Here is a 20,024-nt window from a genome sequence, read left to right as displayed (position 1 = left end):
GGTTTCGGCGCCGCCGCCTTGGCAACCGGTGCCGCAACGGAAGCGTTCGAACCGTTGGCCGTCGCCGCGCTGCCGACTTCGCTGAACTTGCCTTTGCCATGCAGTTCGTCGAGCAGCGATTCGAATTCGTGATCGGTGATCAGGTCGCTACCGGCCGCCGCCGCGCTTGGCACTGCGGCTGCAGGCACCGAAGCGATGGCCGACTCCAGTGCCTCGACGGCAAAGTTACCCTTGCCATGCAACTGATCGAGCAAGGCCTCGAATTCATCGTCGGTAATGTCGGAGCTGTCGCCGGCCGCTTTCGGGGCCTCTGGCGCGACGGGCGCCGGGACCACCGCATCGACGGCGAACTGGCCCTTGCCGTGCAGTTGATCGAGCAACGACTCGAACTCGGCGTCGGTGATTTCGTCGCTGGCCGCGGCATCGCCGACCGGCGCAGAAACAGCTGCCGGCGCCTCGGCCTGAGCCTTGACGGCATTCAGCGAGTCCAGCAGTTGTTCGAATTCATTGTCGGTGATATCGCCGGAATCAGCTTCAGCCACTGGCGCTTCGACCACGGCGGCGACGGGCGCAGTTACTGCCTCGTCAGCCGATTGCGGCTCGGCCAGACGGGCCAGCGCCGCGAGCAGTTCAGGTGTCGCGGCCGTGATCGGGCCGCGCTCGCGGACTTCGCTGAACATGCTGTTCACCGCGTCCAGCGCTTCGAGAACCACGTCCATCAGTTCCGCATCAACGCGACGTTCACCCTTGCGCAGGATGTCGAACACGTTCTCGGCGATGTGGCAGCACTCCACCAGCTCGTTGAGCTGGAGGAAGCCGGCGCCCCCTTTTACAGTGTGAAAACCGCGAAAAATTGCATTGAGCAAATCCGCATCATCCGGACGGCTTTCCAGCTCGACCAGTTGCTCGGACAGTTGCTCTAGAATCTCGCCGGCCTCAACCAGGAAATCCTGAAGGATCTCTTCATCGGCGCCGAAGCTCATTAAGGGTGTGCTCCTAACAGACAGGTCTAAAAACCTAAAATGCCTAAAATTCTAAAACCCCAGGCTGGATAACAAATCGTCCACATCGTCCTGACCGGACACAACGTCTTCTCTTTTATCGGCATGAATCTGCGGACCTTCACCCTGAGAGAGATGTTTTTGTGGATCTTTTTCAGCAAGCATCGCTTCACGGTCATGTTCGATGCCCGCAAAGCGGTCCACCTGACTGGCCATGAGCACGAGCTTGAGCAGGTTGCTTTCAACTTCGGTGACCAACTGGGTCACGCGCTTGATCACTTGCCCTGTGAGGTCCTGGTAATCCTGGGCGAGCAGGATGTCGTTCAGGTTGCCCGACACCGCGCGATTGTCCGTGCCGCTGCGCGCCAGGAACCCGTCGACCCGCCGGGCCAGTTCACGAAACTCCTGCGCCCCGACTTCGCGACGCATGAAACGCCCCCAGTCCGTGCTCAAGGCCTGGGCTTCATCCGCCAGGCCATTGACCAGTGGCGTGGCACTTTCCACCAGATCCATGGTGCGGTTGGCCGCGGCTTCGGTCAGCTTGACCACATACCCCAGACGCTCGGTGGCATCGGTAATCTGCGACACTTCTTCGGCTTGCGGCATGTGCGGGTCAATCTGGAAATTGACGATCGCGCTATGCAGTTCGCGAGTGAGCTTGCCCACTTCCCGATACAGGCCGCGGTCACGGGTCTGGTTGAGCTCATGGATCAATTGCACCGCGTCGCCGAACTTGCCCTTTTCAAGGCTTGCGACCAATTCGACGGCGTGTTTTTTCAGGGTCGATTCGAAATCGCCCAATGAGGTTTCGTTATTGTCCATAGCTCCCCCGTGGCGCACTCATCAACCGATGCGTTCGAAAATCTTCTCGATTTTTTCTTTCAACGCCTGGGCCGTGAAGGGTTTGACCACATAGCCGTTAACGCCGGCCTGGGCCGCTTCGATGATCTGCTCGCGCTTGGCTTCAGCGGTCACCATCAGCACCGGCAGATGCTTGAGCTTTTCATCGGCACGCACGTGGCGCAGCAGATCGATACCGGTCATGCCAGGCATGTTCCAGTCCGTTACCAGAAAGTCGATGCTTCCGCTGTTGAGCACCGGAATGGCGGTAGTGCCATCGTCGGCCTCGACGGTGTTGGTGAACCCAAGGTCACGCAGCAGGTTCTTGATGATCCGCCGCATCGTTGAGAAGTCATCAACGATGAGGATTTTCATGTTCTTGTCCAATTCGACCTCCAAGCAGTCTTAAACGCGCCCAGCACCTGGACGCGCCATTTCAATCAATCCGGCAAAGCACTCAATGACTGTCTGGAGCACAACAGATCGCGACTGGCGCAGTTCAACACCACACCAGCCTCGTTCGCAGTGTCCCCACACTGCCTTCAGCGCGCTCGCCACTCCCCCAAACGCCCCCGCAAACGGGCCGCGCACTGGCTGTGTAACTGGCTGACCCGCGATTCGCTGACCCCCAGGACCTCACCGATTTCCTTGAGGTTCAACTCTTCGTCGTAGTACAGCGCCAACACCAGTCGCTCACGCTCCGGCAAATTGGCAATCGCATCCGCCAGCGCAGCCTGGAAGCGTTCATCTTCCAGATCGCGTGACGGCTCGAGATGAGCACTCGCGCCATCCTCGTGCAGCCCTTCGTGTTCGCCGTCCTGCAACAGATCGTCGAAACTGAATAACCGGCTGCCCAGGGTGTCGTTCAAAATTCCGTAGTAATCGTCGAGACTCAATTGGAGTTCGGCCGCAACCTCGTGATCTTTAGCGTCACGGCCGGTTTTCGCTTCAATCGAGCGAATCGCGTCGCTGACCATGCGCGTATTGCGGTGAACCGAACGTGGCGCCCAGTCCCCCTTGCGCACTTCATCGAGCATGGCGCCGCGGATTCGAATGCCCGCGTACGTCTCGAAACTGGCGCCTTTGCTGGCGTCGTATTTGGTCGACACTTCAAGCAGGCCGATCATCCCGGCCTGGATCAGGTCTTCGACCTGGACACTGGCCGGCAAGCGCGCCAGCAGGTGGTAAGCAATGCGTTTAACCAGCGGCGCGTAACGCTCGATCAGCTCGTACTGCGCATCACGCGCCGATTTCTTGTAGAGGTTGTAACCGCTTGCTGTCATAACACGGGTCCTGCTGTTTGCTGCACGAGGCGCTCGACGAAAAACTCCAGGTGCCCGCGCGGGTTGGCAGGCAGCGGCCAGGTATCGACTTTCTGCGCGATGGCCTTGAACGCCAGCGAGCACTTGGAACGCGGGAAAGCCTCGTAGACGGCGCGCTGTTTCTGCACAGCCTTGCGCACGCTTTCGTCGTAGGGCACAGCGCCGACGTATTGCAGGGCGACGTCGAGGAAGCGATCCGTGACCTTGGTCAACTTGGCGAACAGGTTGCGCCCTTCCTGCGGGCTCTGGGCCATGTTGGCAAGGACGCGGAAGCGGTTCATGCCGTAGTCGCGATTGAGCAACTTGATCAAGGCGTAGGCATCGGTAATCGAGGTCGGCTCGTCACACACCACCAGCAGCACTTCCTGGGCTGCGCGAACGAAACTGACTACCGAGTCACCTATGCCCGCAGCGGTGTCGATCACCAATACGTCAAGGTTGTCGCCGATATCACTGAAGGCCTGGATCAGGCCGGCGTGTTGCGCAGGACTCAGATGCACCATGCTCTGAGTGCCGGATGCGGCCGGAACGATACGGATGCCGCCTGGTCCCTGCAGCAGTACGTCGCGCAGTTCGCAGCGGCCCTCGATCACGTCGGCCAGGGTACGTTTGGGTGTCAGGCCCAGCAGAACGTCGACGTTCGCCAGTCCCAGGTCGGCGTCCAACAGCATGACGCGCCGGCCAAGCTCAGCCAGAGCCAGGGACAAGTTCACTGACACATTAGTTTTCCCGACGCCACCTTTGCCGCCGGTCACCGCAATCACCTGTACGGGATGCATGCTGCCCATGTTATTTCTTTACCTTGTCTTGCATAGACGGAGGCCACATTACTGGCTGCGCGTTCGCAATCGGAACAATGCATGGCAGACCATCGATGTAGGTACAAAAACTGTTCATTACTACCTTAGCCAACCTGCTTGGTTTGGCTGTGGTAAATATCAGCGAACATGTCAGCCATGGCTTCTTCGCTGGGTTCTTCCTGCATTTGCACGCTGACGGCGCGACTGACCAACTGATGACGGCGCGGCAGATGCAAATCATCCGGGATCCGCGGGCCATCGGTCAGGTAGGCCACGGGTAACTCATGACTGATGGCCAGGCTCAACACCTCGCCCAGGCTTGCCGTCTCATCCAGTTTAGTCAGGATGCAGCCAGCTAGCCCGCAACGCTTGTAACTGTGGTAAGCGGCCGTTAGAACCTGTTTCTGGCTGGTGGTTGCCAGAACCAGATAATTTTTTGAACGGATGCCGCGACCGGCCAGGCTTTCGAGCTGCATGCGCAGGGCCGGGTCGCTGGCCTGCAGGCCCGCGGTATCGATCAGCACTACGCGCTTGCGCAGCAAGGGTTCCAGCGCCTGCACCAGCGACTGGCCCGGGTCGACGTGGGTCACCGACACGTTGAGAATGCGCCCCAGGGTCTTGAGCTGCTCCTGGGCACCGATGCGGAAGCTGTCCATGCTCACCAGCGCAATGTTCTGCGCGCCGTACTTGAGCACGTAACGGGCAGCCAGCTTGGCCAGGGTGGTGGTCTTGCCCATGCCGGCAGGGCCGACCATGGCGATCACTCCGCCCTCTTCCAGCGGCTCGACTTCCGGGGTAACGATCATGCGCGCCAGGTGCGCCAGCAACATGCGCCACGCCTGACGAGGTTCTTCGATTTCCGTGATCATTGCCAGCAGGTCGCGCGACAGCGGGCCAGACAGGCCAATGCGTTGCAGGCGACGCCAGAGGTTGGCCTGGTCCGGACGACTGCCTTGCAGCTGATTCCAGGCCAGCGAGCCAAGCTGTACCTCCATGAGTTCGCGCAGGCTGTTGAGCTCGAAACGCATCGAGTCGAACGCGCGCGGGTCTACGCCACCGGACGCTGGCGCAGCGGCCGGTGCAGGGCGACGGGGCTCGGCGTACGTCGGCTCGATCAGCGGCTCGGCGGCGGTCAACGGCAAGCCGGCGAACAACTGGCGGTTGGTAGCATTGTCGCTCTCGCCATCGCCACGCAGGCTCAATTCGGCCTGGGCGGTGACGATCCGCGACTGAGTCTTGCGCAGCTCGTCTTCGAGCTCCATGTTCGGAACCCGCGGCGCCAGCGCCGACAACTTGTAATCCAGCGCAGCCGTCAGCTCGACACCCCCGGCGATCCGGCGGTTGCCAATAATGGCGGCATCAGCGCCCAGCTCATCGCGAACCAGCTTCATGGCCTGACGCATATCGGCGGCGAAAAAACGCTTAACTTGCATAAACCACTACCTCAGCCGTTGGGCCCTACTGTCGCAACGATGGTCACTTGCTTGTTGTCAGGAATTTCCTGGTAAGCCAACACATGCAAACCCGGGACTGCGAGTCGGCCAAATCGCGAGAGCATCGCGCGAACCGGACCGGCCACCAGCAGAATTACCGGCTGACCTTGCATCTCCTGACGCTGCGCCGCGTCGATCAACGAGCGTTGCAACTTCTCCGCCATGCTTGGCTCCAGCAGAACGCCTTCTTCCGAGCCTTGTCCTGCCTTCTGCAGACTATTGAGCAATATCTGTTCCAACCTTGGCTCCAGCGTGATGACTGGCAGCTGCGACTCAGTGCCTACAATGCTTTGGACGATTGCGCGGGATACGCCAACACGCACGGCAGCCACCAGCGCGGCGGTATCTTGACTCTTGGCGGCATTGTTGGCGATGGCCTCGGCAATGCTGCGGATATCGCGAACAGGCACTTGTTCGGCCAGCAGCGCTTGCAGCACCTTGAGCAACTGCGACAGCGAAACCACGCCCGGCACCAGCTCCTCGGCCAGTTTCGGCGAGCTTTTGCCCAGCAATTGCATGAGCTGCTGCACTTCTTCGTGACCGATCAGCTCACTGGAATGCTTGTAGAGTATCTGGTTCAAGTGGGTAGCCACTACTGTACTGGCATCGACCACCGTGTAACCGAGGGATTGCGCCTGGGCGCGTTGGCTGATTTCGATCCAGACCGCCTCCAGGCCGAAAGCCGGATCTTTGGCGGTAATGCCATTGAGCGTGCCGTAGACCTGCCCCGGGTTGATCGCCAGCTCGCGATCCGGGTAAATCTCCGCCTCGGCCAGGATCACCCCCATGAGGGTCAGGCGATAGGCGCTTGGCGCCAGGTCGAGGTTGTCGCGGATATGCACGGTCGGCATCAGGAAGCCGAGATCCTGGGACAGCTTCTTGCGCACCCCCTTGATCCGCGCAAGCAACTGGCCACCCTGGTTGCGGTCCACCAGTGGAATCAGGCGATAACCCACTTCCAGGCCGATCATGTCGATGGGCGTCACATCATCCCAGCCAAGCTCCTTGGTTTCCTGGGCGCGGGCCGGCGACGGCAGCAGCTCCTGCTGGCGCTTGACCTCTTGCAGGGCCTGCACCTTGGCGACGTTCTGCTTTTTCCAGAACAGGTAAGCGCCGCCAGCCGCCAGGGCCGCCATGCTCAGGAACGAGAAGTGCGGCATGCCGGGCACCAGGCCCATGACCGCCATCAGGCCCGCCGCCACCGCCAGCGCCTTGGGCGAGGCGAACATCTGGCGATTGATTTGCTTGCCCATGTCTTCCGAGCCGGAAGCACGGGTCACCATGATCGCTGCCGCTGTCGATAACAACAGTGATGGCAATTGCGCCACCAAACCGTCACCGATGGTCAACAACGCATACACCTTGCCGGCGTCGGCGAAGTTCATGTTGTGCTGGAAGATACCGACCGCCATACCACCGATCAGGTTGATGAACAGGATCAACAGGCCGGCAATGGCGTCACCCCGGACGAATTTGCTGGCACCGTCCATGGAGCCGTAGAACTCGGCTTCCTGGGCCACTTCCGAGCGGCGGGCCTTGGCTTGGGCCTGATCGATCAGGCCGGCATTGAGGTCGGCGTCGATCGCCATCTGCTTGCCGGGCATCGCATCGAGGGTGAAACGCGCGCTTACCTCGGAAATCCGCCCCGCACCCTTGGTCACCACGACGAAGTTGATGATCATCAAAATCGCGAAGACCACGATACCGACCACGTAGTTACCGCCGATCACCACCTCGCCGAACGCCTGGATCACCTTGCCGGCCGCCGCATGACCGTCCTGGCCGTGGAGCATCACCACCCGCGTGGAGGCCACGTTCAACGCCAGGCGCAACAGCGTCGCCACCAGCAGAATGGTCGGGAACACCGCAAAGTCCAGCGGGCGCAAGGCGTAGACGCACACCAGCAGCACGACGATGGACAGCGCAATGTTGAAGGTGAAGAACACGTCCAGCAGGAACGGCGGCACCGGCAGCATCATCATCGCCAGCATGACCAGCAGCAACAGCGGCACGCCCAGATTGCCTCGACTGAGGTCGGCAATGTTGCTGCGGGCACTGTTGATTAACTGAGAGCGATCCACCGGTTTTCCCCGTTCCTTTAAAGCAAACTTTTGACGCCTGAAGCGGGCGCAGAGCGGCTACTGCAAGAAGCTTTCCAACTTTTGCAAAGGGAGAAATAGAGCGATTTTTCAGGGGGATATGTGTTGCCTGGGCAGGCCTCTTCGCGAGCAAGCCCGCTCCCACAGGACCTCGTCGAACCCGGCGATGGGGCCGTCAGCGACAGCGCGAAACTCAGGAATCGCGGCGCAAATCCGGCGGAATCGGCAGATCATCCTTGAGCGGATCCGGCCGCTTGCCTTTACCCGCCCTGTATTGGCGAATCTGATAGACGTAAGCCAGTACCTGCGCAACCGCCAGATAGAGCCCGCCGGGGATTTCCTGCTCAAGCTCGGTGGAGTAGTAGATCGAGCGCGCCAGCGCCGGGGATTCCAGCAACAGGATCTCGTTGGCCGCCGCGATTTCACGAATTTTCAGGGCCAGGAAGTCGGTCCCCTTGGCCAGCAATACCGGCGCACTACCCTTTTCCGGGTCGTACTTGAGCGCCACGGCGTAGTGCGTCGGGTTGGTGATGACCACGTCGGCCTCGGGAATGGCGGCCATCATCCGCCGCTGGGACATCTCGCGCTGCAGCTGTCGAATTCGCTGCTTGACCTCCGGCCGCCCCTCTTGATCCTTGTGCTCGTCACGCACTTCCTGCTTGGTCATCAGCAGTTTCTTGTGGCTTTCCCAGAGCTGCACCGGCACGTCCACCACAGCGATGAGGATCAGCCCGCACGCCATCCACAAGGTGCTCCAGCCCACGACTTGCAGGCTGTGAATGATGGCCATGTCCAAGGGTTCATGGGCGATCCGCAGCAGGTCATCGATGTCCGACGACAACACCGCCAGCGCCACGAACAGAATGATGATGAACTTGGCCAGGGCCTTGAGCAGTTCGACCAGCGACTTGGTCGAGAACATGCGCTTGAGCCCGGGGCCGGGGTTCAAGCGGCTGAATTTGGGCGCCATGGAGCTCGCCGCGAACAGCCAGCCCCCCAGGGAAATCGGCCCGATGATGGCGGCCAGCACCAGCGTGATCATCACTGGCTGGATCGACCAAAGGGCAATTTGCCCCGAGCGCATCAGGTAGGTGGCCATGTAACGCTGGTCCAGGATCACTTCCCGCGGCAGCGAGAAGTTGATGCGCATCAGCTCCATCATGTCCTGCGCCATCGCGCCGCCAAAAATCAGCAGCGCCGAGGCACCGACCAGCATGATCGCCAGGGTGTTGAGCTCCTTGGACCGCGCGACCTCGCCCTTTTCACGGGAGTCCTGCTTGCGCTTCTCCGTGGGGTCTTCCGTTTTGTCCTGACCGCTTTCGCTCTCAGCCATGACTCAGCGCGCCCGTGCCATATCGCGCAACAACTGCAAGGCCTCGGAGGCCAGCGGCTGATACTGATTGAGAATGTCCGCCAGCCCGACCCAGACGATAAACAGCCCAAGCACCAGGATCAGCGGGAAGCCGACAGAGAAAATGTTCAGTTGCGGTGCCGCCCGGGTCATGACGCCAAACGCGATGTTGACCACCAGCAGCGCGGTAATCGCCGGTAGTACCAGCAACAACGCAGAACCGAGCACCCAGCCGAGCTTGCCGGCCAGTTCCCAGTAGTGGTTGACCATCAGGCCACCACCCACCGGCAACGTGGTAAAGCTCTCGGTGAGGATCTCGAACACCACCAGATGACCGTTCATGGACAGGAACAACAGCGTCACCAGCATGGTGAAAAACTGCCCGATCACCGCCGTCGATACGCCGTTGGCCGGGTCGATCATCGAGGCGAAGCCCATGCCCATTTGAATGGCGACGATCTGCCCGGCCACCACAAAGGCCTGGAAGAACAACTGCAAGGAAAAGCCCATCACCGCGCCGATGAGGATCTGCTCGGCGATCAGCAACAACCCGCTAAGGTCCAGGGGATTGACCGGAGGCATCGGTGGCAGGCCCGGCGCGATGACCACGGTAATGGCCAATGCGAAATACAGGCGGATGCGCCGAGGCAGCAAGGTCGTGCCGAACACCGGCATGACCATCAGCAAGGAGCCGACGCGAAACAGCGGCAACATGAACGTCGCCACCCAGGTGCTGATCTGCGTATCGGTCAGCGCAAGCAGTGACATGGTTTAGCCGATGACCTGAGGAATGCTGCCGTACAGCTGAATGATGTAGTCCATGAAGGTCTGCACCAGCCACGGACCACCGACGATCAGCGTCACCAGCATCACCAGCAGGCGCGGCAGGAAGCTCAGGGTCTGTTCGTTGATCTGGGTGGCGGCCTGGAACATCGCCACCAACAGCCCCACCAGCAGGCTCGGAATCACCAGCACGGCGACCATCATGGTGGTCAACCACAGGGCTTCGCGGAAAATGTCTACGGCGACTTCAGGGGTCATGGCGAGACACCACCGAAACTGCTGGCCAGGGTGCCGATGATCAACGCCCAGCCATCCACCAGCACGAACAGCATGATTTTGAACGGCAGGGAAATGATCAGCGGCGACAGCATCATCATACCCATGGCCATGAGCACACTGGCCACGACCAGGTCGATGATCAGGAACGGAATGAAGATCATGAAACCGATCTGGAATGCCGTCTTGAGCTCGGAGGTCACGAAGGCCGGCACCAGGATGGTCAGCGGCGCCTGATCCGGCGTCGCGATGTCAGTGCGCTTGGACAGGCGCATGAACAACTCCAGATCACTGGTACGGGTCTGGGCGAGCATGAAATTCTTGATCGGCACCTGCGCCTTGGCGACGGCATCCTGGGCCGTCAGCTTTTCCGCCAGATACGGCTGCAAGGCGTCCTGATTCACCCGGTCGAACACCGGCGCCATGATGAACAGGGTCAGGAACAGTGCCATGCCGGTGAGGATCTGGTTCGACGGTGTCTGCTGCAGGCCCAAGGCCTGGCGCAGGATCGAGAAGACGATGATGATCCGGGTGAAACTGGTCATCAGCATGACAAACGCCGGGATAAAACTCAGCGCGGTCATGATCAGCAGGATTTGCAGGCTGACCGAGTACTCCTGCGCACCCTGCGCATTGGTGCCCAGGGTGATGGCCGGGATCGACAGCGGATCGGCGGCGAATGCCAGCGGCGAGGCCAGCATCAGGGCCAGCGTCAAGACGATGCGTAGCGCACCCATTACTTCTTATCCTTCTGATCTTTACCCAGCATCTCCAACAGGCGCTGGGCAAATTCCGGCGTCGGCTTCTCGCTACTCGGCACTTGCACCGGCTCCTTGAGAACGTGCAGCGCAGTAATGCTGCCCGGGCTCAGGCCCAACAGGATCTGCTCGTTGCCGACCTGTACCAGCATCAGCCGGTCGCGAGGCCCCAGTGCGCGGGAGCCGACAATGTCGATCACCTGCCCCTTGCCGGCCGGTCCGGCCTGCTGGACCCGACGCAGCAACCAGGCGAGGAGGAAGATCAGCCCCAGCACCAGCAGCAGGCCGAACACCAGTTGCGTCAGTTGGCCGCCCACACCACTGTTCACCGCTGGCGCAGCAGCCGTGGTCGCCGTTGCAACCGGTTCGGCCGCCAGCACGCTGAACGGCATGACCAGCACAGCCCCCAGAAGCTTTTTCACTCAGCGCAGCTTCTTGATGCGTTCGCTTGGGCTGATCACGTCCGTCAGGCGGATGCCGAACTTCTCGTTGACCACCACCACTTCGCCGTGGGCGATGAGCGTGCCATTGACCAGCACGTCCAGCGGCTCGCCGGCCAGGCGATCAAGCTCGATCACCGAACCCTGGTTCAGTTGCAGCAGGTTGCGGATGTTGATGTCGGTGCTGCCCACTTCCATGGAAATCGACACCGGGATATCGAGGATCACGTCCAGGTTCGGGCCTTCGAGGCTCACCGGATCGTTGTTTTTCGGCACGCTGCCGAACTCTTCCATTGGCAGGCGGTTGGAGGCGGAGCTGCCGGAATCGGCGGCCAGCAAGGCGTCGATGTCGGCCTGCCCGGCATCACCGGTTTCTTCCAGGGCCGCAGCCCACTCATCGGCCAGAGCCTGGTCGTCTTGGGTGTTCATATTGTCAGTGTCCTCGGCGAGCAAAAGTTCAGAATTCGGTTATTCGCGAATGGGTACCAGCGCCAGTCAACGGCGCTCGATCGGCTCGATCACTTGCAACGCCAGGTTGCCCTTGTGTGAGCCCATCTTGACCTTGAAGGCCGGCACGCCGTTGGCGCGCATGATCATTTCTTCCGGCATCTCGACCGGGATCACATCCCCCGGCTGCATGTGCAGGATGTCGCGCAGGCGCAACTGACGACGAGCCACCGTTGCGCCGATCGGCACGTCGACGTCCAGCACGTCCTGGCGCAGGGCATTGACCCAGCGTTCGTCCTGGTCGTCGAGGTCCGACTGGAAGCCGGCGTCGAGCATTTCGCGCACCGGCTCGATCATCGAGTACGGCATGGTCACGTGCAGGTCGCCGCCGCCGCCATCGAGTTCGATGTGGAAGGTCGACACCACGATGGCTTCGCTCGGGCCGACGATGTTGGCCATGGCCGGGTTCACTTCCGAGTTGATGTACTCGAAGTTGACTTCCATGATCGCCTGCCAGGCTTCCTTCAAATCGACGAAGGCCTGCTCCAGCACCATGCGCACCACGCGCAGCTCGGTCGGGGTGAATTCACGCCCTTCGATCTTGGCGTGCCGGCCGTCACCACCGAAGAAGTTGTCCACCAGCTTGAACACCAGTTTGGCGTCGAGGATGAACAGCGCGGTGCCACGCAGGGGTTTGATCTTGACCAGGTTGAGACTGGTCGGCACGTACAGCGAGTGCACGTATTCGCCGAACTTCATCACCTGCACGCCGCCGACCGCTACGTCTGCCGAGCGCCGCAGCATGTTGAACATGCTGATGCGGGTATAGCGGGCGAAACGCTCGTTGATCATTTCCAGGGTCGGCATGCGTCCACGGACGATGCGATCCTGGCTGGTCAGGTCATAGCTTTTGACGCTACCGGGTTCGGCAGCGTTTTCAGTCTGTACCAGACCATCGTCGACGCCATGCAGCAGCGCGTCGATCTCATCCTGGGACAGCAGGTCCTGCACGGCCATGTCGTGTTCCTACTGCAGTACGAAATTAGTGAAAAGCAACTGTTCGACCACCACTTTTCCGAGCTCTTTCTGCGCTACTTCCTGCACGCTGGCGGTGGCTTTCTGCCGCAGCATTTCCTGGCCGACCGGCGACGCCAGGGTCGCAAAGTCCTGCCCGGAGAACAGCATGACCAGGTTGTTGCGGATCACCGGCATGTGAACCTTGAGCGCATCCAGATCCGCCTGGTTGCGCGCGAGCATGGTGATGCTCACTTGCATGTAGCGCTGGCGACCGTTCTGGTTGAAGTTGGCCACGAAGGCCGGCGCCATCGACTCGAAAATCGCTGGCTGCTTGCCGACGGGAGCCGTCTCCGCCACGGCGGCGGCAGGCTTGCTCTGAGCGCTGTGCATGAAGTACCAGGTCGCCCCCACGGACACACCGATCGCCAGCAGCAGGGCCACCGCGATCACGATAATCAGCTTGAGTTTGCCTTTGGTTGCGGGGTCTTTTACTGCTGCGTCGCTCTTCGCCATGCCAATAATCCGTCACTATTCGGGTTTTCACAGTCGCACGGCAAGGCAAGAGCAAGTGTTATGCCAGAACGGTTGGGAGGGAGATGGGTGGACAGACGCCTTTTTGAAGAGCACCGCCAAACAAATGTGGGAGCGGGCTTGCTCGCGAATGCGTTGTGACAGTCAACATCAATGTTGAATGTTAAACGGTATTCGCGAGCAAGCCCGCTCCCACAGGGTTTATGTTTGATCAGGCGTAGTAGTCGACGGCGCTGGAGCCGATCACGCTGGTAGCCGTTGCGGCAACTTCTGTGATGCTCGGGGCGATTTCGTCATCCATGGTTTCAAGACGACCACCACTGGCGCTCGTTCGCCCGCTCTGGCCCTGTTGAGCCTGCTCCTGTCCCTGCTGCGAACCACGAGACTGGTCCGAAACATTGACATCGACCTGCCCCATGCCCTGCTGCGCAAACATGTCGCGCAAGCGATGGACCTGGCCGTCCAGCGCCTCGCGGACTCCCGGATGCGCACTCATGAACGTGACCTGGGTCTGCTGGTCGGGAACCATGTTCACCCGAATGTCCAGGCGTCCCAGCTCGGCGGGCTGCAACTGGATGTCCGCCGCCTTGAGATTGGCGCTGGACAGGTACATGACCCGGTTCACCACTTCTTCGGTCCACCCGCTCTGATGCATGGCGATCGGCTGGTTCACCGGCAAGGCATTGGCGGTCTTCGGAGTGGCCGCCTGGGTCAGCGCTGCCAGGCGGTTGGCGAAATCGTCGACACGGGTGTCGCTGCTGGCGGACTTGAGATCCTTCAGACCGTCATCGAGCAAGCCGCTGAAAGCCTTGTCGTCCCCCTGACCCGTGCTGCTCTTGTCGCCCTGAATATCCAGCATGGTCGCCATGCCGGCGGCAAAGTTTTGCGCTGGCGTCAGTTCACCGTCAGCCTGGGCTTGCGCCGGTGTCGGTGCAGACTTGGGCTGCGCCTGGCTGGACGCCGAGACATGACCGCTCTGCTCCATCGCCAGACGCACCGCCGGCAATGCGTCGAGCGGATCGGCTTCGGGATCGAAATCGCCGTCGGTGCCGGTCGGTGCCGGAGCGTTTGCAGCCGTGATCGCCGCAGCAACCGGTGCTTCAACCACTGGCTGCGCTGCTTCGGCCACGGCAGGCGTTGTCGGCACCGGCGCTGGCGCAGGCATCACTGGCTGTACGGTTTGCTGCAATGAGGGATCAAGCGCCGGATCGACCGGCGCAGCATCGACGACCAGCGCCGGGGCGGCATCCGAGGCATCATCGCCGGCTGTCTTGTCGTCAGCCTGCAGCGGCTTGTCGGCAGGCAAGGATTTGCCGCCATCGGCAACCACCGGTTCCTCGGCGGCAGACTTGTCGTCGCCAGCGTCTTTTTTTCCGGCGACATCGGAGGCTTTGTCACGACTCGTCCTGGACGAGACATCCGCCACCGCATTGGGCTTGCCCTGTGCCTGATTGGCGTAGACATGAGCGAAGCTTGCGGCCTTGTCCCCGGGCTCAGCGGTCAGCGCCGGAGGATTGGCGGAGGCGGCTTGAGTCTTGGCCTGTACGGCAGCCTGAATAGGAATATTGGGGGTAACGGGCATTTAACGGTCTCCGCTGCACTGGGATCGTAGGTACAGTCGGGAGAGTTGAATGCAAAGGTTGCGCCAGTTTTGTTCGGTCGCGATCAATGAGGCCGAACGGTCGCGATGGCCAAGAGAGAATGCTGACGCGCCTCCTCATACAGAGGTCGGACAAGCGCGAATTCCCGGACGACTTCAGCGATTTTCGCCCCCAGGTCTGAAACGCTCTGCACTTTGGCATCTTGCTCCAGGTCATGACACAGCTCGGCCAGGCGAGTCGCCCCCATGTTGCTGCTACTGCCCTTGAAGCTATGGGCAGCCTCGATAATCTGCGTAGCGTCGACAATCATGGTCAACTGCCGCAGCCGCTCTTCGGAGTCCGCAAGGAAGGTATCGATCAAAGTCGAAAACTCGTCTTCCATGACTTCCCGCAACGCTTTCAGCACGTCCGGGTCCAGATGTATGTCAGCCACTTGCTCACTCCTTGATCAAGAATGCGCGGATTATGCCAGAGCGTCCCAGATAAACTCCACGCGTGCACTTCGACCATCGTCGGTCCAACGGGCATTACGCCCCAACTGGCGGATCAGGCTGACCCCACGTCCCGACAGGCGGATGTCATCCAGAGGCCTTTGCATCACCCGCTCGACATCGAAACCCTTGCCGCTGTCTTCGATGTGAATGGTCAGGCAACCGCCGTCGTCTGTTGGCGCCACCTGCAAATGCAGCCGTACATAGCCCTCCTGAAGCTCGTCCAGGCGCGCATTGCGCTCTTGATAATATCGCGCAAAACCCGAGGCATCGCGCTTGAGGCGCGAATCCAGCCCCAGCACGCCATGCTCCAGCGCATTGGAGTAGAGCTCCGCCAGCACGCTGTAGAGCGCACCGCTCTGAGCCCGAAGGCCATGCACCTCCAGCAGCAACTGCAACAGATAGGGCAACGGATTGAATCGCTTGAGCGTGGCGGCGCGAAATTCGAAACTCACCGACCAGTCCAGCGGACAGGACTGGCCGCTGTCGGAGTAGATCAACGCTGGCGGAGTGATCTGCGCCGGCTCCACCAGGCTGATTTCGACCATGCTGACATCGTCGCGGTTCTCTCCGCCGAAATCGCGCAGCGCCTGCTCGAGTTCTTCGAACAGCGCATCTGGCTGACGGTTGGCGGCAAACACCTGCTGCAATCGCTGCTCGCCAAACAACTGGTCATTGGCGTCGCAGGTATCGATCACCCCATCGGACAACAGGAAAACCCGATCCCCGAGCGCCATGGGAAACACATCGGTGCATTCATCGAAGGCTTCCGGGCTCAGCACCCCCAAAGGCAGGTGCCGCGCCGGAAGCGGCGTTCGCTCGCCACTGGCAATGCAATGCAGGTAACCGTCCGGCATTCCACCGTTCCACACTTCCACCGAACGGCGCTGGAAACTCAGGCACAGCAACGTGGCACAGCAGAACATGTCCACCGGCAGGATGCGCTTGAGCTTGGCATTCATCTCACGCAGGGTTTCCGCCAGGCCATAACCCTTGGCCGTCATCCCGTAAAACACTTCGGCCAGGGGCATGGCCCCCACTGCCGCCGGCAGACCGTGGCCGGTGAAGTCGCCCAGCAGTACGTGCATGTCTCCGGCCGGCGTGAACGCGGCCAGCAACAGGTCGCCGTTGAACAGCGCATAGGGCGATTGCAGATAACGGATGTTCGGCGCGGCATTCAGGCAGCCCGAGTGCGCCACCTTGTCGAAAACGGCCTTGGCCACACGCTGCTCGTTGAGCAGGTAGTCGTGGTGCCCGGCGATCTGGTCTCGCTGTTGCAGCACCGTGTCCTGCAAGCGCCGCAAGCGATCCATCGCCTTGATCTTGGCTGCGAGAATCACCTGGTTGTACGGCTTCGCCAGAAAGTCGTCACCGCCAACCTCCAGACAACGGGCCAGCGCTTCGCTTTCGGACAAGGAAGTGAGGAAGATGATCGGCACCAGGGTTTCCCCGGCCAGGGCCTTGATCTGCCGGGCCGCCTCGAAGCCGTCCATCACCGGCATCAGCGCATCCATCAACACCAGATGCGGTGGCTGCTGGCGAAACGCCTCGACCGCTTCGGCACCGTTGGCCGCCGTCAGCACTTCGTGCCCCTGGCGGCGCAGGATGCTCGACAACAGCAGGCGATCGGCGGCGCTGTCCTCGGCAATCAGGATCGTCAGCGGCTCCAGTGGCTGCATGGCAATCAACTGATGTCGAACAGCTTGTCGAAATTGGAGATGGCGAGGATCTTGCGCACGTCGGTACTGCTGTTGACGACGCGGATATCGGAATCATCGCCACCGGCGTGATCACGCAGCAGAAGCAGCATGCCCAGGGCCGAGCTGTCGAGGTAAGTGGCGTCTTTCAGGTCGACCACAACCGCCGATAGCTGTTTATCTTCGTAGGACTGGCGAAACTCCTGATGCTTGGCGAAATCGAATCGTCCCTTGACCGATATCGTCAGTTTTTGCCCATCCGGAGAGACTTCTGTAACGACTGACATTTCATGGCTTCCTTGTCATTGGTAAACCCGCTTGCACAAGGTTTAGCATTTGGTAGAGGTTGGAGCAAGGCGGGAGGTTTTGGCGACTGTCAAATCGCTATCGCTGTAGGAGCGAGCTCGCTCGCGATGGTCGTCAATATTATCGCTGTAAACCTGACACCCCCGTGCGCTCACAGGTTCATCGCGAGCGAGCTCGCTCCTACGGGTGATTTTGCCGTGGCAGGCGCTGGGACAATTCATCCAGCAATTTCTGCTCACGCCGGTCTTCAAGCGCCCGCGCCTCATCGGCATAGCGCTGAACCAGTTTGCGCAGGCCCTCGACCCGGGCAAACGCCTGCTGCCAGGTTTCCCGGGCTTTGTTGAGGTTGTTCTGATGCCAGGCCAGGCTTTGCCGCTGCTGGTCGATGGCCGTGCCCAGTTGCGCAAGAAAGCCCTGATAACCCAGCAACCATTGACCCGAGACACCGCCGCTGCCACGTACGATCCATTGTTCCTGATAGTCGAGACGGAAGGCTTCAAGGTCGGCGAGTTTGCTTTGTGCCAGGCGAACCTGCCCTTGAAAGTGCCCCAGGCGCTGGACCGCGGTTTTCTCGGCCTTTTCGGCCATTTCCACCACCGGCGCCAGCCGGCCCGCCCGACTCTGGGCCATGACCGCTTAACCGCCTGCCGCGGGCGCGAAGATCGAGGCGAGATACGCTTCGCTTTCGCCCAGGCTGATGCTGTCGTTGAGGCCCTGACGCAGGTATTTGACCAATTGCGGTTGCAGGGAAATCGCCAGATCGGTCTCCCGATCTCCGCCGGCGACATAGGCGCCAACGCTGATCAGATCGCGGCTCTGCTGATAGCGCGACCACAGCTGCTTGAAATACTGCGCACGGGTCATGTGCTCCGGCGACACCACCGCCGGCATCACCCGGCTGATGGACGCCTCGATATCAATGGCCGGGTAATGCCCTTCCTCGGCCAGGCGCCGGGACAGCACGATGTGCCCGTCGAGCACGCCCCGCGCCGAGTCGGCAATCGGGTCCTGCTGGTCGTCGCCTTCGGACAGCACGGTGTAGAACGCGGTGATCGAACCTCCGCCCTTCTCCGCGTTACCCGCCCGCTCCACCAGTTTCGGCAACTTGGCGAATACCGACGGCGGATAGCCCTTGGTCGCCGGTGGCTCGCCAATGGCCAGGGCGATTTCCCGCTGGGCCTGAGCGAATCGGGTCAGGGAATCCATCAGCAACAGAACGTTCTTGCCCTTGTCGCGGAAATACTCGGCGATGCGCGTGCAATACATGGCAGCGCGCAGGCGCATCAGCGGCGCATCGTCCGCCGGGGACGCCACCACCACTGAACGCTTGAGCCCTTCTTCACCGAGGATGTGCTCGATGAACTCTTTAACTTCACGACCCCGTTCACCGATCAGCCCGACGACGATAATGTCGGCCTCGGTAAAGCGCGTCATCATTCCCAGCAACACCGATTTACCGACACCGGTACCGGCAAACAGGCCAAGCCGCTGGCCACGACCGACGGTCAACATGCCGTTGATGCAACGGATGCCCACGTCCAGCGGTTCGCTGATCGGCTCGCGCTTGAGCGGGTTGATGGTCGGGCCATCCATGGGTACCCAGTCTTCGGCCTTCATCCCGCCCTTGCCGTCCAGAGCACGACCGGCACCGTCGAGCACCCGTCCGAGCATGCTCATGCCCATGGGCAGGCGACCGTTATCCGCCAGGGGCACCACTCGGGCACCGGGCGCAATGCCGGCGACACTGCCGACTGGCATCAGGAAGACTTTACTGCCGGAGAAGCCCATTACTTCGGCTTCGACCTGCACCGGGTGATAGCTGTCGTCATTGATGACCATGCAGCGGCTGCCCATGGCGGCGCGCAGGCCCTCGGCTTCGAGGGTCAGGCCGACCATGCGCAGCAGGCGCCCTTCGAGAATCGGTGCGCCCTCCAATTGCGTGGCCTCGGCATAACTGCCCAGGCGCTTGGCAAAACTGGTGCGTTCAAGGCGCATCGGCAATGTCCGACGCAGGCTTGCTTTCGATCGGCAGTTCCAGGCTGACGTCCGGCGCCGCCGGGTGCAAGGCCTGCTCGTGCAACTGATCGAACAGCTTGTCCATCACCCGCGCGATTCGGGTTTCCACCGTGGCGTCGATGCGGCTGTGTTCGGTCTCGACCCGGCAACCGCCAGGCAACAACGATTCGTCCTCGACGATGCGCCAGGTTTCTTCATGGCGTTCGCGCAGGGCTTTGACCTGTTCGAAATCCTGCGGATTGATGTACAGCCGCACATTGCCCACGCCCAGCGGCAGGAGCTTGAGGGCTTCGCGCATCACGTGTTCGATCTGTGACGAGTCGATCGCCAGTTCGCGCTGGATCACCTGCCTGGTGATGTGTTGCACGAGGTCGACCAGGGACTTTTCGATCTGGGTGTCCTGCTCGGCGATGGGCTCGAACAGATGGCTCATCAATTGCTCCAGCGCCCCGATCTTGGCCGTCAGGGCCACTTCGGCTTCCTGGCGGACCTTGAGCGTGGTGCTGTGGAATCCTTCTTTCTCACCCACCGCGAAGCCTTCGTTGTAGGCTTCCTGGCGAATGCTTTCGAGTTCTTCGAGGGTCAGTGGCTGGACTTCCTCCAGCGGCACTTCCTCCATTTCCGGCGGCTCGGGTTCCGGCTCCGGTTCCGGCTCGGGTTCCGGCGGGTCGAAACTGGGCAGTGCCCAGGTATCGAAGCCACTGACATCCCTGGCCCGGATCAGGTCAGTGGGTGCATCATCATTCTTGACCATG

At 61.0% G+C, this 20,024-nt stretch carries 22 protein-coding genes; all 22 read right to left on the bottom strand.

Features of this window, described 5'->3' with window-relative positions:
• Positions 1-983, bottom strand: a 983-nt coding sequence (locus ACCD00_RS13555; protein WP_413425177.1) for an Hpt domain-containing protein, incomplete at its 3' end; no start/stop codon positions are given.
• Positions 984-1,034: 51 nt separating this feature from the next.
• On the bottom strand, positions 1,035-1,823 hold the full coding sequence (locus ACCD00_RS13550) for a protein phosphatase CheZ (RefSeq protein WP_413425175.1): 789 nt from the start codon (positions 1,821-1,823) through the stop codon (positions 1,035-1,037).
• A 21-nt stretch (positions 1,824-1,844) separates the two neighbouring features.
• Positions 1,845-2,216, bottom strand: coding sequence for a chemotaxis response regulator CheY (locus tag ACCD00_RS13545; protein WP_003183998.1), 372 nt, complete (start codon positions 2,214-2,216; stop codon positions 1,845-1,847).
• 167 nt (positions 2,217-2,383) lie between these two features.
• A complete protein-coding gene (fliA, locus tag ACCD00_RS13540) occupies positions 2,384-3,124 on the bottom strand; it encodes an RNA polymerase sigma factor FliA (protein ID WP_007894214.1) in 741 nt (246 codons plus the stop codon).
• Complete coding sequence (gene fleN / locus ACCD00_RS13535) at positions 3,121-3,951, bottom strand: flagellar synthesis regulator FleN (RefSeq protein ID WP_008001746.1); 831 nt, start codon at positions 3,949-3,951, stop codon at positions 3,121-3,123. Before fleN ends, fliA begins: the two co-directional genes overlap by 4 nt.
• A 116-nt stretch (positions 3,952-4,067) precedes the next feature.
• On the bottom strand, positions 4,068-5,396 hold the full coding sequence (gene flhF, locus ACCD00_RS13530) for a flagellar biosynthesis protein FlhF (RefSeq protein ID WP_413425172.1): 1,329 nt from the start codon (positions 5,394-5,396) through the stop codon (positions 4,068-4,070).
• Positions 5,397-5,407: 11 nt separating this feature from the next.
• A complete protein-coding gene (gene flhA, locus ACCD00_RS13525) occupies positions 5,408-7,537 on the bottom strand; it encodes a flagellar biosynthesis protein FlhA (protein WP_413425170.1) in 2,130 nt (709 codons plus the stop codon).
• 211 nt (positions 7,538-7,748) lie between these two features.
• On the bottom strand, positions 7,749-8,888 hold the full coding sequence (gene flhB, locus ACCD00_RS13520; RefSeq protein WP_413425168.1) for a flagellar biosynthesis protein FlhB: 1,140 nt from the start codon (positions 8,886-8,888) through the stop codon (positions 7,749-7,751).
• 3 nt (positions 8,889-8,891) lie between these two features.
• Complete coding sequence (gene fliR, locus ACCD00_RS13515) at positions 8,892-9,674, bottom strand: flagellar biosynthetic protein FliR (RefSeq protein WP_413425166.1); 783 nt, start codon at positions 9,672-9,674, stop codon at positions 8,892-8,894.
• A 3-nt stretch (positions 9,675-9,677) separates the two neighbouring features.
• Complete coding sequence (gene fliQ, locus ACCD00_RS13510) at positions 9,678-9,947, bottom strand: flagellar biosynthesis protein FliQ (protein WP_413425164.1); 270 nt, start codon at positions 9,945-9,947, stop codon at positions 9,678-9,680.
• Positions 9,944-10,702, bottom strand: a complete 759-nt coding sequence (gene fliP / locus ACCD00_RS13505) for a flagellar type III secretion system pore protein FliP (protein WP_413425162.1) — start codon at positions 10,700-10,702, stop codon at positions 9,944-9,946. Before fliP ends, fliQ begins: the two co-directional genes overlap by 4 nt.
• On the bottom strand, positions 10,702-11,115 hold the full coding sequence (gene fliO, locus ACCD00_RS13500) for a flagellar biosynthetic protein FliO (RefSeq protein WP_413425183.1): 414 nt from the start codon (positions 11,113-11,115) through the stop codon (positions 10,702-10,704). The genes fliP and fliO overlap by 1 nt, the downstream gene beginning before the upstream one ends.
• A gap of 30 nt (positions 11,116-11,145) precedes the next feature.
• Positions 11,146-11,592 (bottom strand): flagellar motor switch protein FliN, encoded by a 447-nt coding sequence (gene fliN, locus ACCD00_RS13495; RefSeq protein ID WP_057398370.1) that lies wholly within the window; start codon positions 11,590-11,592, stop codon positions 11,146-11,148.
• 66 nt (positions 11,593-11,658) lie between these two features.
• A complete protein-coding gene (gene fliM, locus ACCD00_RS13490; protein WP_007983373.1) occupies positions 11,659-12,627 on the bottom strand; it encodes a flagellar motor switch protein FliM in 969 nt (322 codons plus the stop codon).
• 9 nt (positions 12,628-12,636) lie between these two features.
• On the bottom strand, positions 12,637-13,140 hold the full coding sequence (gene fliL / locus ACCD00_RS13485; RefSeq protein ID WP_413425160.1) for a flagellar basal body-associated protein FliL: 504 nt from the start codon (positions 13,138-13,140) through the stop codon (positions 12,637-12,639).
• Positions 13,141-13,369: 229 nt separating this feature from the next.
• Positions 13,370-14,740 carry a flagellar hook-length control protein FliK gene (locus tag ACCD00_RS13480; protein ID WP_413425158.1) on the bottom strand — a complete coding sequence of 457 codons (1,371 nt, stop codon included), beginning with the start codon at positions 14,738-14,740 and terminating at the stop codon, positions 13,370-13,372.
• Between the two features lie 83 nt (positions 14,741-14,823).
• Complete coding sequence (locus ACCD00_RS13475; RefSeq protein ID WP_413425156.1) at positions 14,824-15,192, bottom strand: Hpt domain-containing protein; 369 nt, start codon at positions 15,190-15,192, stop codon at positions 14,824-14,826.
• A 30-nt stretch (positions 15,193-15,222) separates the two neighbouring features.
• Positions 15,223-16,929 carry a SpoIIE family protein phosphatase gene (locus ACCD00_RS13470; protein ID WP_413425154.1) on the bottom strand — a complete coding sequence of 569 codons (1,707 nt, stop codon included), beginning with the start codon at positions 16,927-16,929 and terminating at the stop codon, positions 15,223-15,225.
• Between the two features lie 5 nt (positions 16,930-16,934).
• Positions 16,935-17,234: an STAS domain-containing protein gene (locus ACCD00_RS13465; protein WP_085717005.1), complete on the bottom strand. Its 300-nt coding sequence runs from the start codon at positions 17,232-17,234 to the stop codon at positions 16,935-16,937.
• 199 nt (positions 17,235-17,433) lie between these two features.
• Positions 17,434-17,883 (bottom strand): flagellar export protein FliJ, encoded by a 450-nt coding sequence (gene fliJ, locus ACCD00_RS13460; RefSeq protein ID WP_413425152.1) that lies wholly within the window; start codon positions 17,881-17,883, stop codon positions 17,434-17,436.
• Between the two features lie 6 nt (positions 17,884-17,889).
• Positions 17,890-19,248 (bottom strand): flagellar protein export ATPase FliI, encoded by a 1,359-nt coding sequence (gene fliI, locus ACCD00_RS13455; RefSeq protein ID WP_413425150.1) that lies wholly within the window; start codon positions 19,246-19,248, stop codon positions 17,890-17,892.
• Positions 19,238-20,023: a flagellar assembly protein FliH gene (fliH, locus tag ACCD00_RS13450; RefSeq protein ID WP_413425148.1), complete on the bottom strand. Its 786-nt coding sequence runs from the start codon at positions 20,021-20,023 to the stop codon at positions 19,238-19,240. The genes fliI and fliH overlap by 11 nt, the downstream gene beginning before the upstream one ends.
• Between the last annotated feature and the right edge of the window lies 1 nt (position 20,024).

Origin of the sequence: Pseudomonas sp. Pseusp3, from assembly GCF_047304225.1 — a bacterium.
GTDB lineage: Bacteria > Pseudomonadota > Gammaproteobacteria > Pseudomonadales > Pseudomonadaceae > Aquipseudomonas > Aquipseudomonas fluorescens_CD.
This window is presented reverse-complemented; position numbering and strand designations above follow the sequence as displayed.

Bases quoted from the DNA above. Each gene is read 5' to 3' on its own strand.
- flhF (WP_413425172.1), bottom strand. From the start codon at position 5,396: ATGCAAGTTAAGCGTTTTTTCGCCGCCGATATGCGTCAGGCCATGAAG.
- fliA (WP_007894214.1), bottom strand. From the start codon at position 3,124: ATGACAGCAAGCGGTTACAACCTCTACAAGAAATCGGCGCGTGATGCG.
- ACCD00_RS13480 (WP_413425158.1), bottom strand. From the start codon at position 14,740: ATGCCCGTTACCCCCAATATTCCTATTCAGGCTGCCGTACAGGCCAAG.
- fliL (WP_413425160.1), bottom strand. From the start codon at position 13,140: ATGGCGAAGAGCGACGCAGCAGTAAAAGACCCCGCAACCAAAGGCAAA.
- fliH (WP_413425148.1), bottom strand. From the start codon at position 20,023: ATGGTCAAGAATGATGATGCACCCACTGACCTGATCCGGGCCAGGGAT.
- fliP (WP_413425162.1), bottom strand. From the start codon at position 10,702: ATGGGTGCGCTACGCATCGTCTTGACGCTGGCCCTGATGCTGGCCTCG.
- fliM (WP_007983373.1), bottom strand. From the start codon at position 12,627: ATGGCCGTGCAGGACCTGCTGTCCCAGGATGAGATCGACGCGCTGCTG.
- ACCD00_RS13465 (WP_085717005.1), bottom strand. From the start codon at position 17,234: ATGTCAGTCGTTACAGAAGTCTCTCCGGATGGGCAAAAACTGACGATA.
- flhB (WP_413425168.1), bottom strand. From the start codon at position 8,888: ATGGCTGAGAGCGAAAGCGGTCAGGACAAAACGGAAGACCCCACGGAG.
- fliJ (WP_413425152.1), bottom strand. From the start codon at position 17,883: ATGGCCCAGAGTCGGGCGGGCCGGCTGGCGCCGGTGGTGGAAATGGCC.
- fliR (WP_413425166.1), bottom strand. From the start codon at position 9,674: ATGTCACTGCTTGCGCTGACCGATACGCAGATCAGCACCTGGGTGGCG.
- ACCD00_RS13470 (WP_413425154.1), bottom strand. From the start codon at position 16,929: ATGCAGCCACTGGAGCCGCTGACGATCCTGATTGCCGAGGACAGCGCC.
- ACCD00_RS13550 (WP_413425175.1), bottom strand. From the start codon at position 1,823: ATGGACAATAACGAAACCTCATTGGGCGATTTCGAATCGACCCTGAAA.
- fliQ (WP_413425164.1), bottom strand. From the start codon at position 9,947: ATGACCCCTGAAGTCGCCGTAGACATTTTCCGCGAAGCCCTGTGGTTG.
- fliO (WP_413425183.1), bottom strand. From the start codon at position 11,115: ATGCCGTTCAGCGTGCTGGCGGCCGAACCGGTTGCAACGGCGACCACG.
- fliI (WP_413425150.1), bottom strand. From the start codon at position 19,248: ATGCGCCTTGAACGCACCAGTTTTGCCAAGCGCCTGGGCAGTTATGCC.
- ACCD00_RS13545 (WP_003183998.1), bottom strand. From the start codon at position 2,216: ATGAAAATCCTCATCGTTGATGACTTCTCAACGATGCGGCGGATCATC.
- fliN (WP_057398370.1), bottom strand. From the start codon at position 11,592: ATGAACACCCAAGACGACCAGGCTCTGGCCGATGAGTGGGCTGCGGCC.
- fleN (WP_008001746.1), bottom strand. From the start codon at position 3,951: ATGGGCAGCATGCATCCCGTACAGGTGATTGCGGTGACCGGCGGCAAA.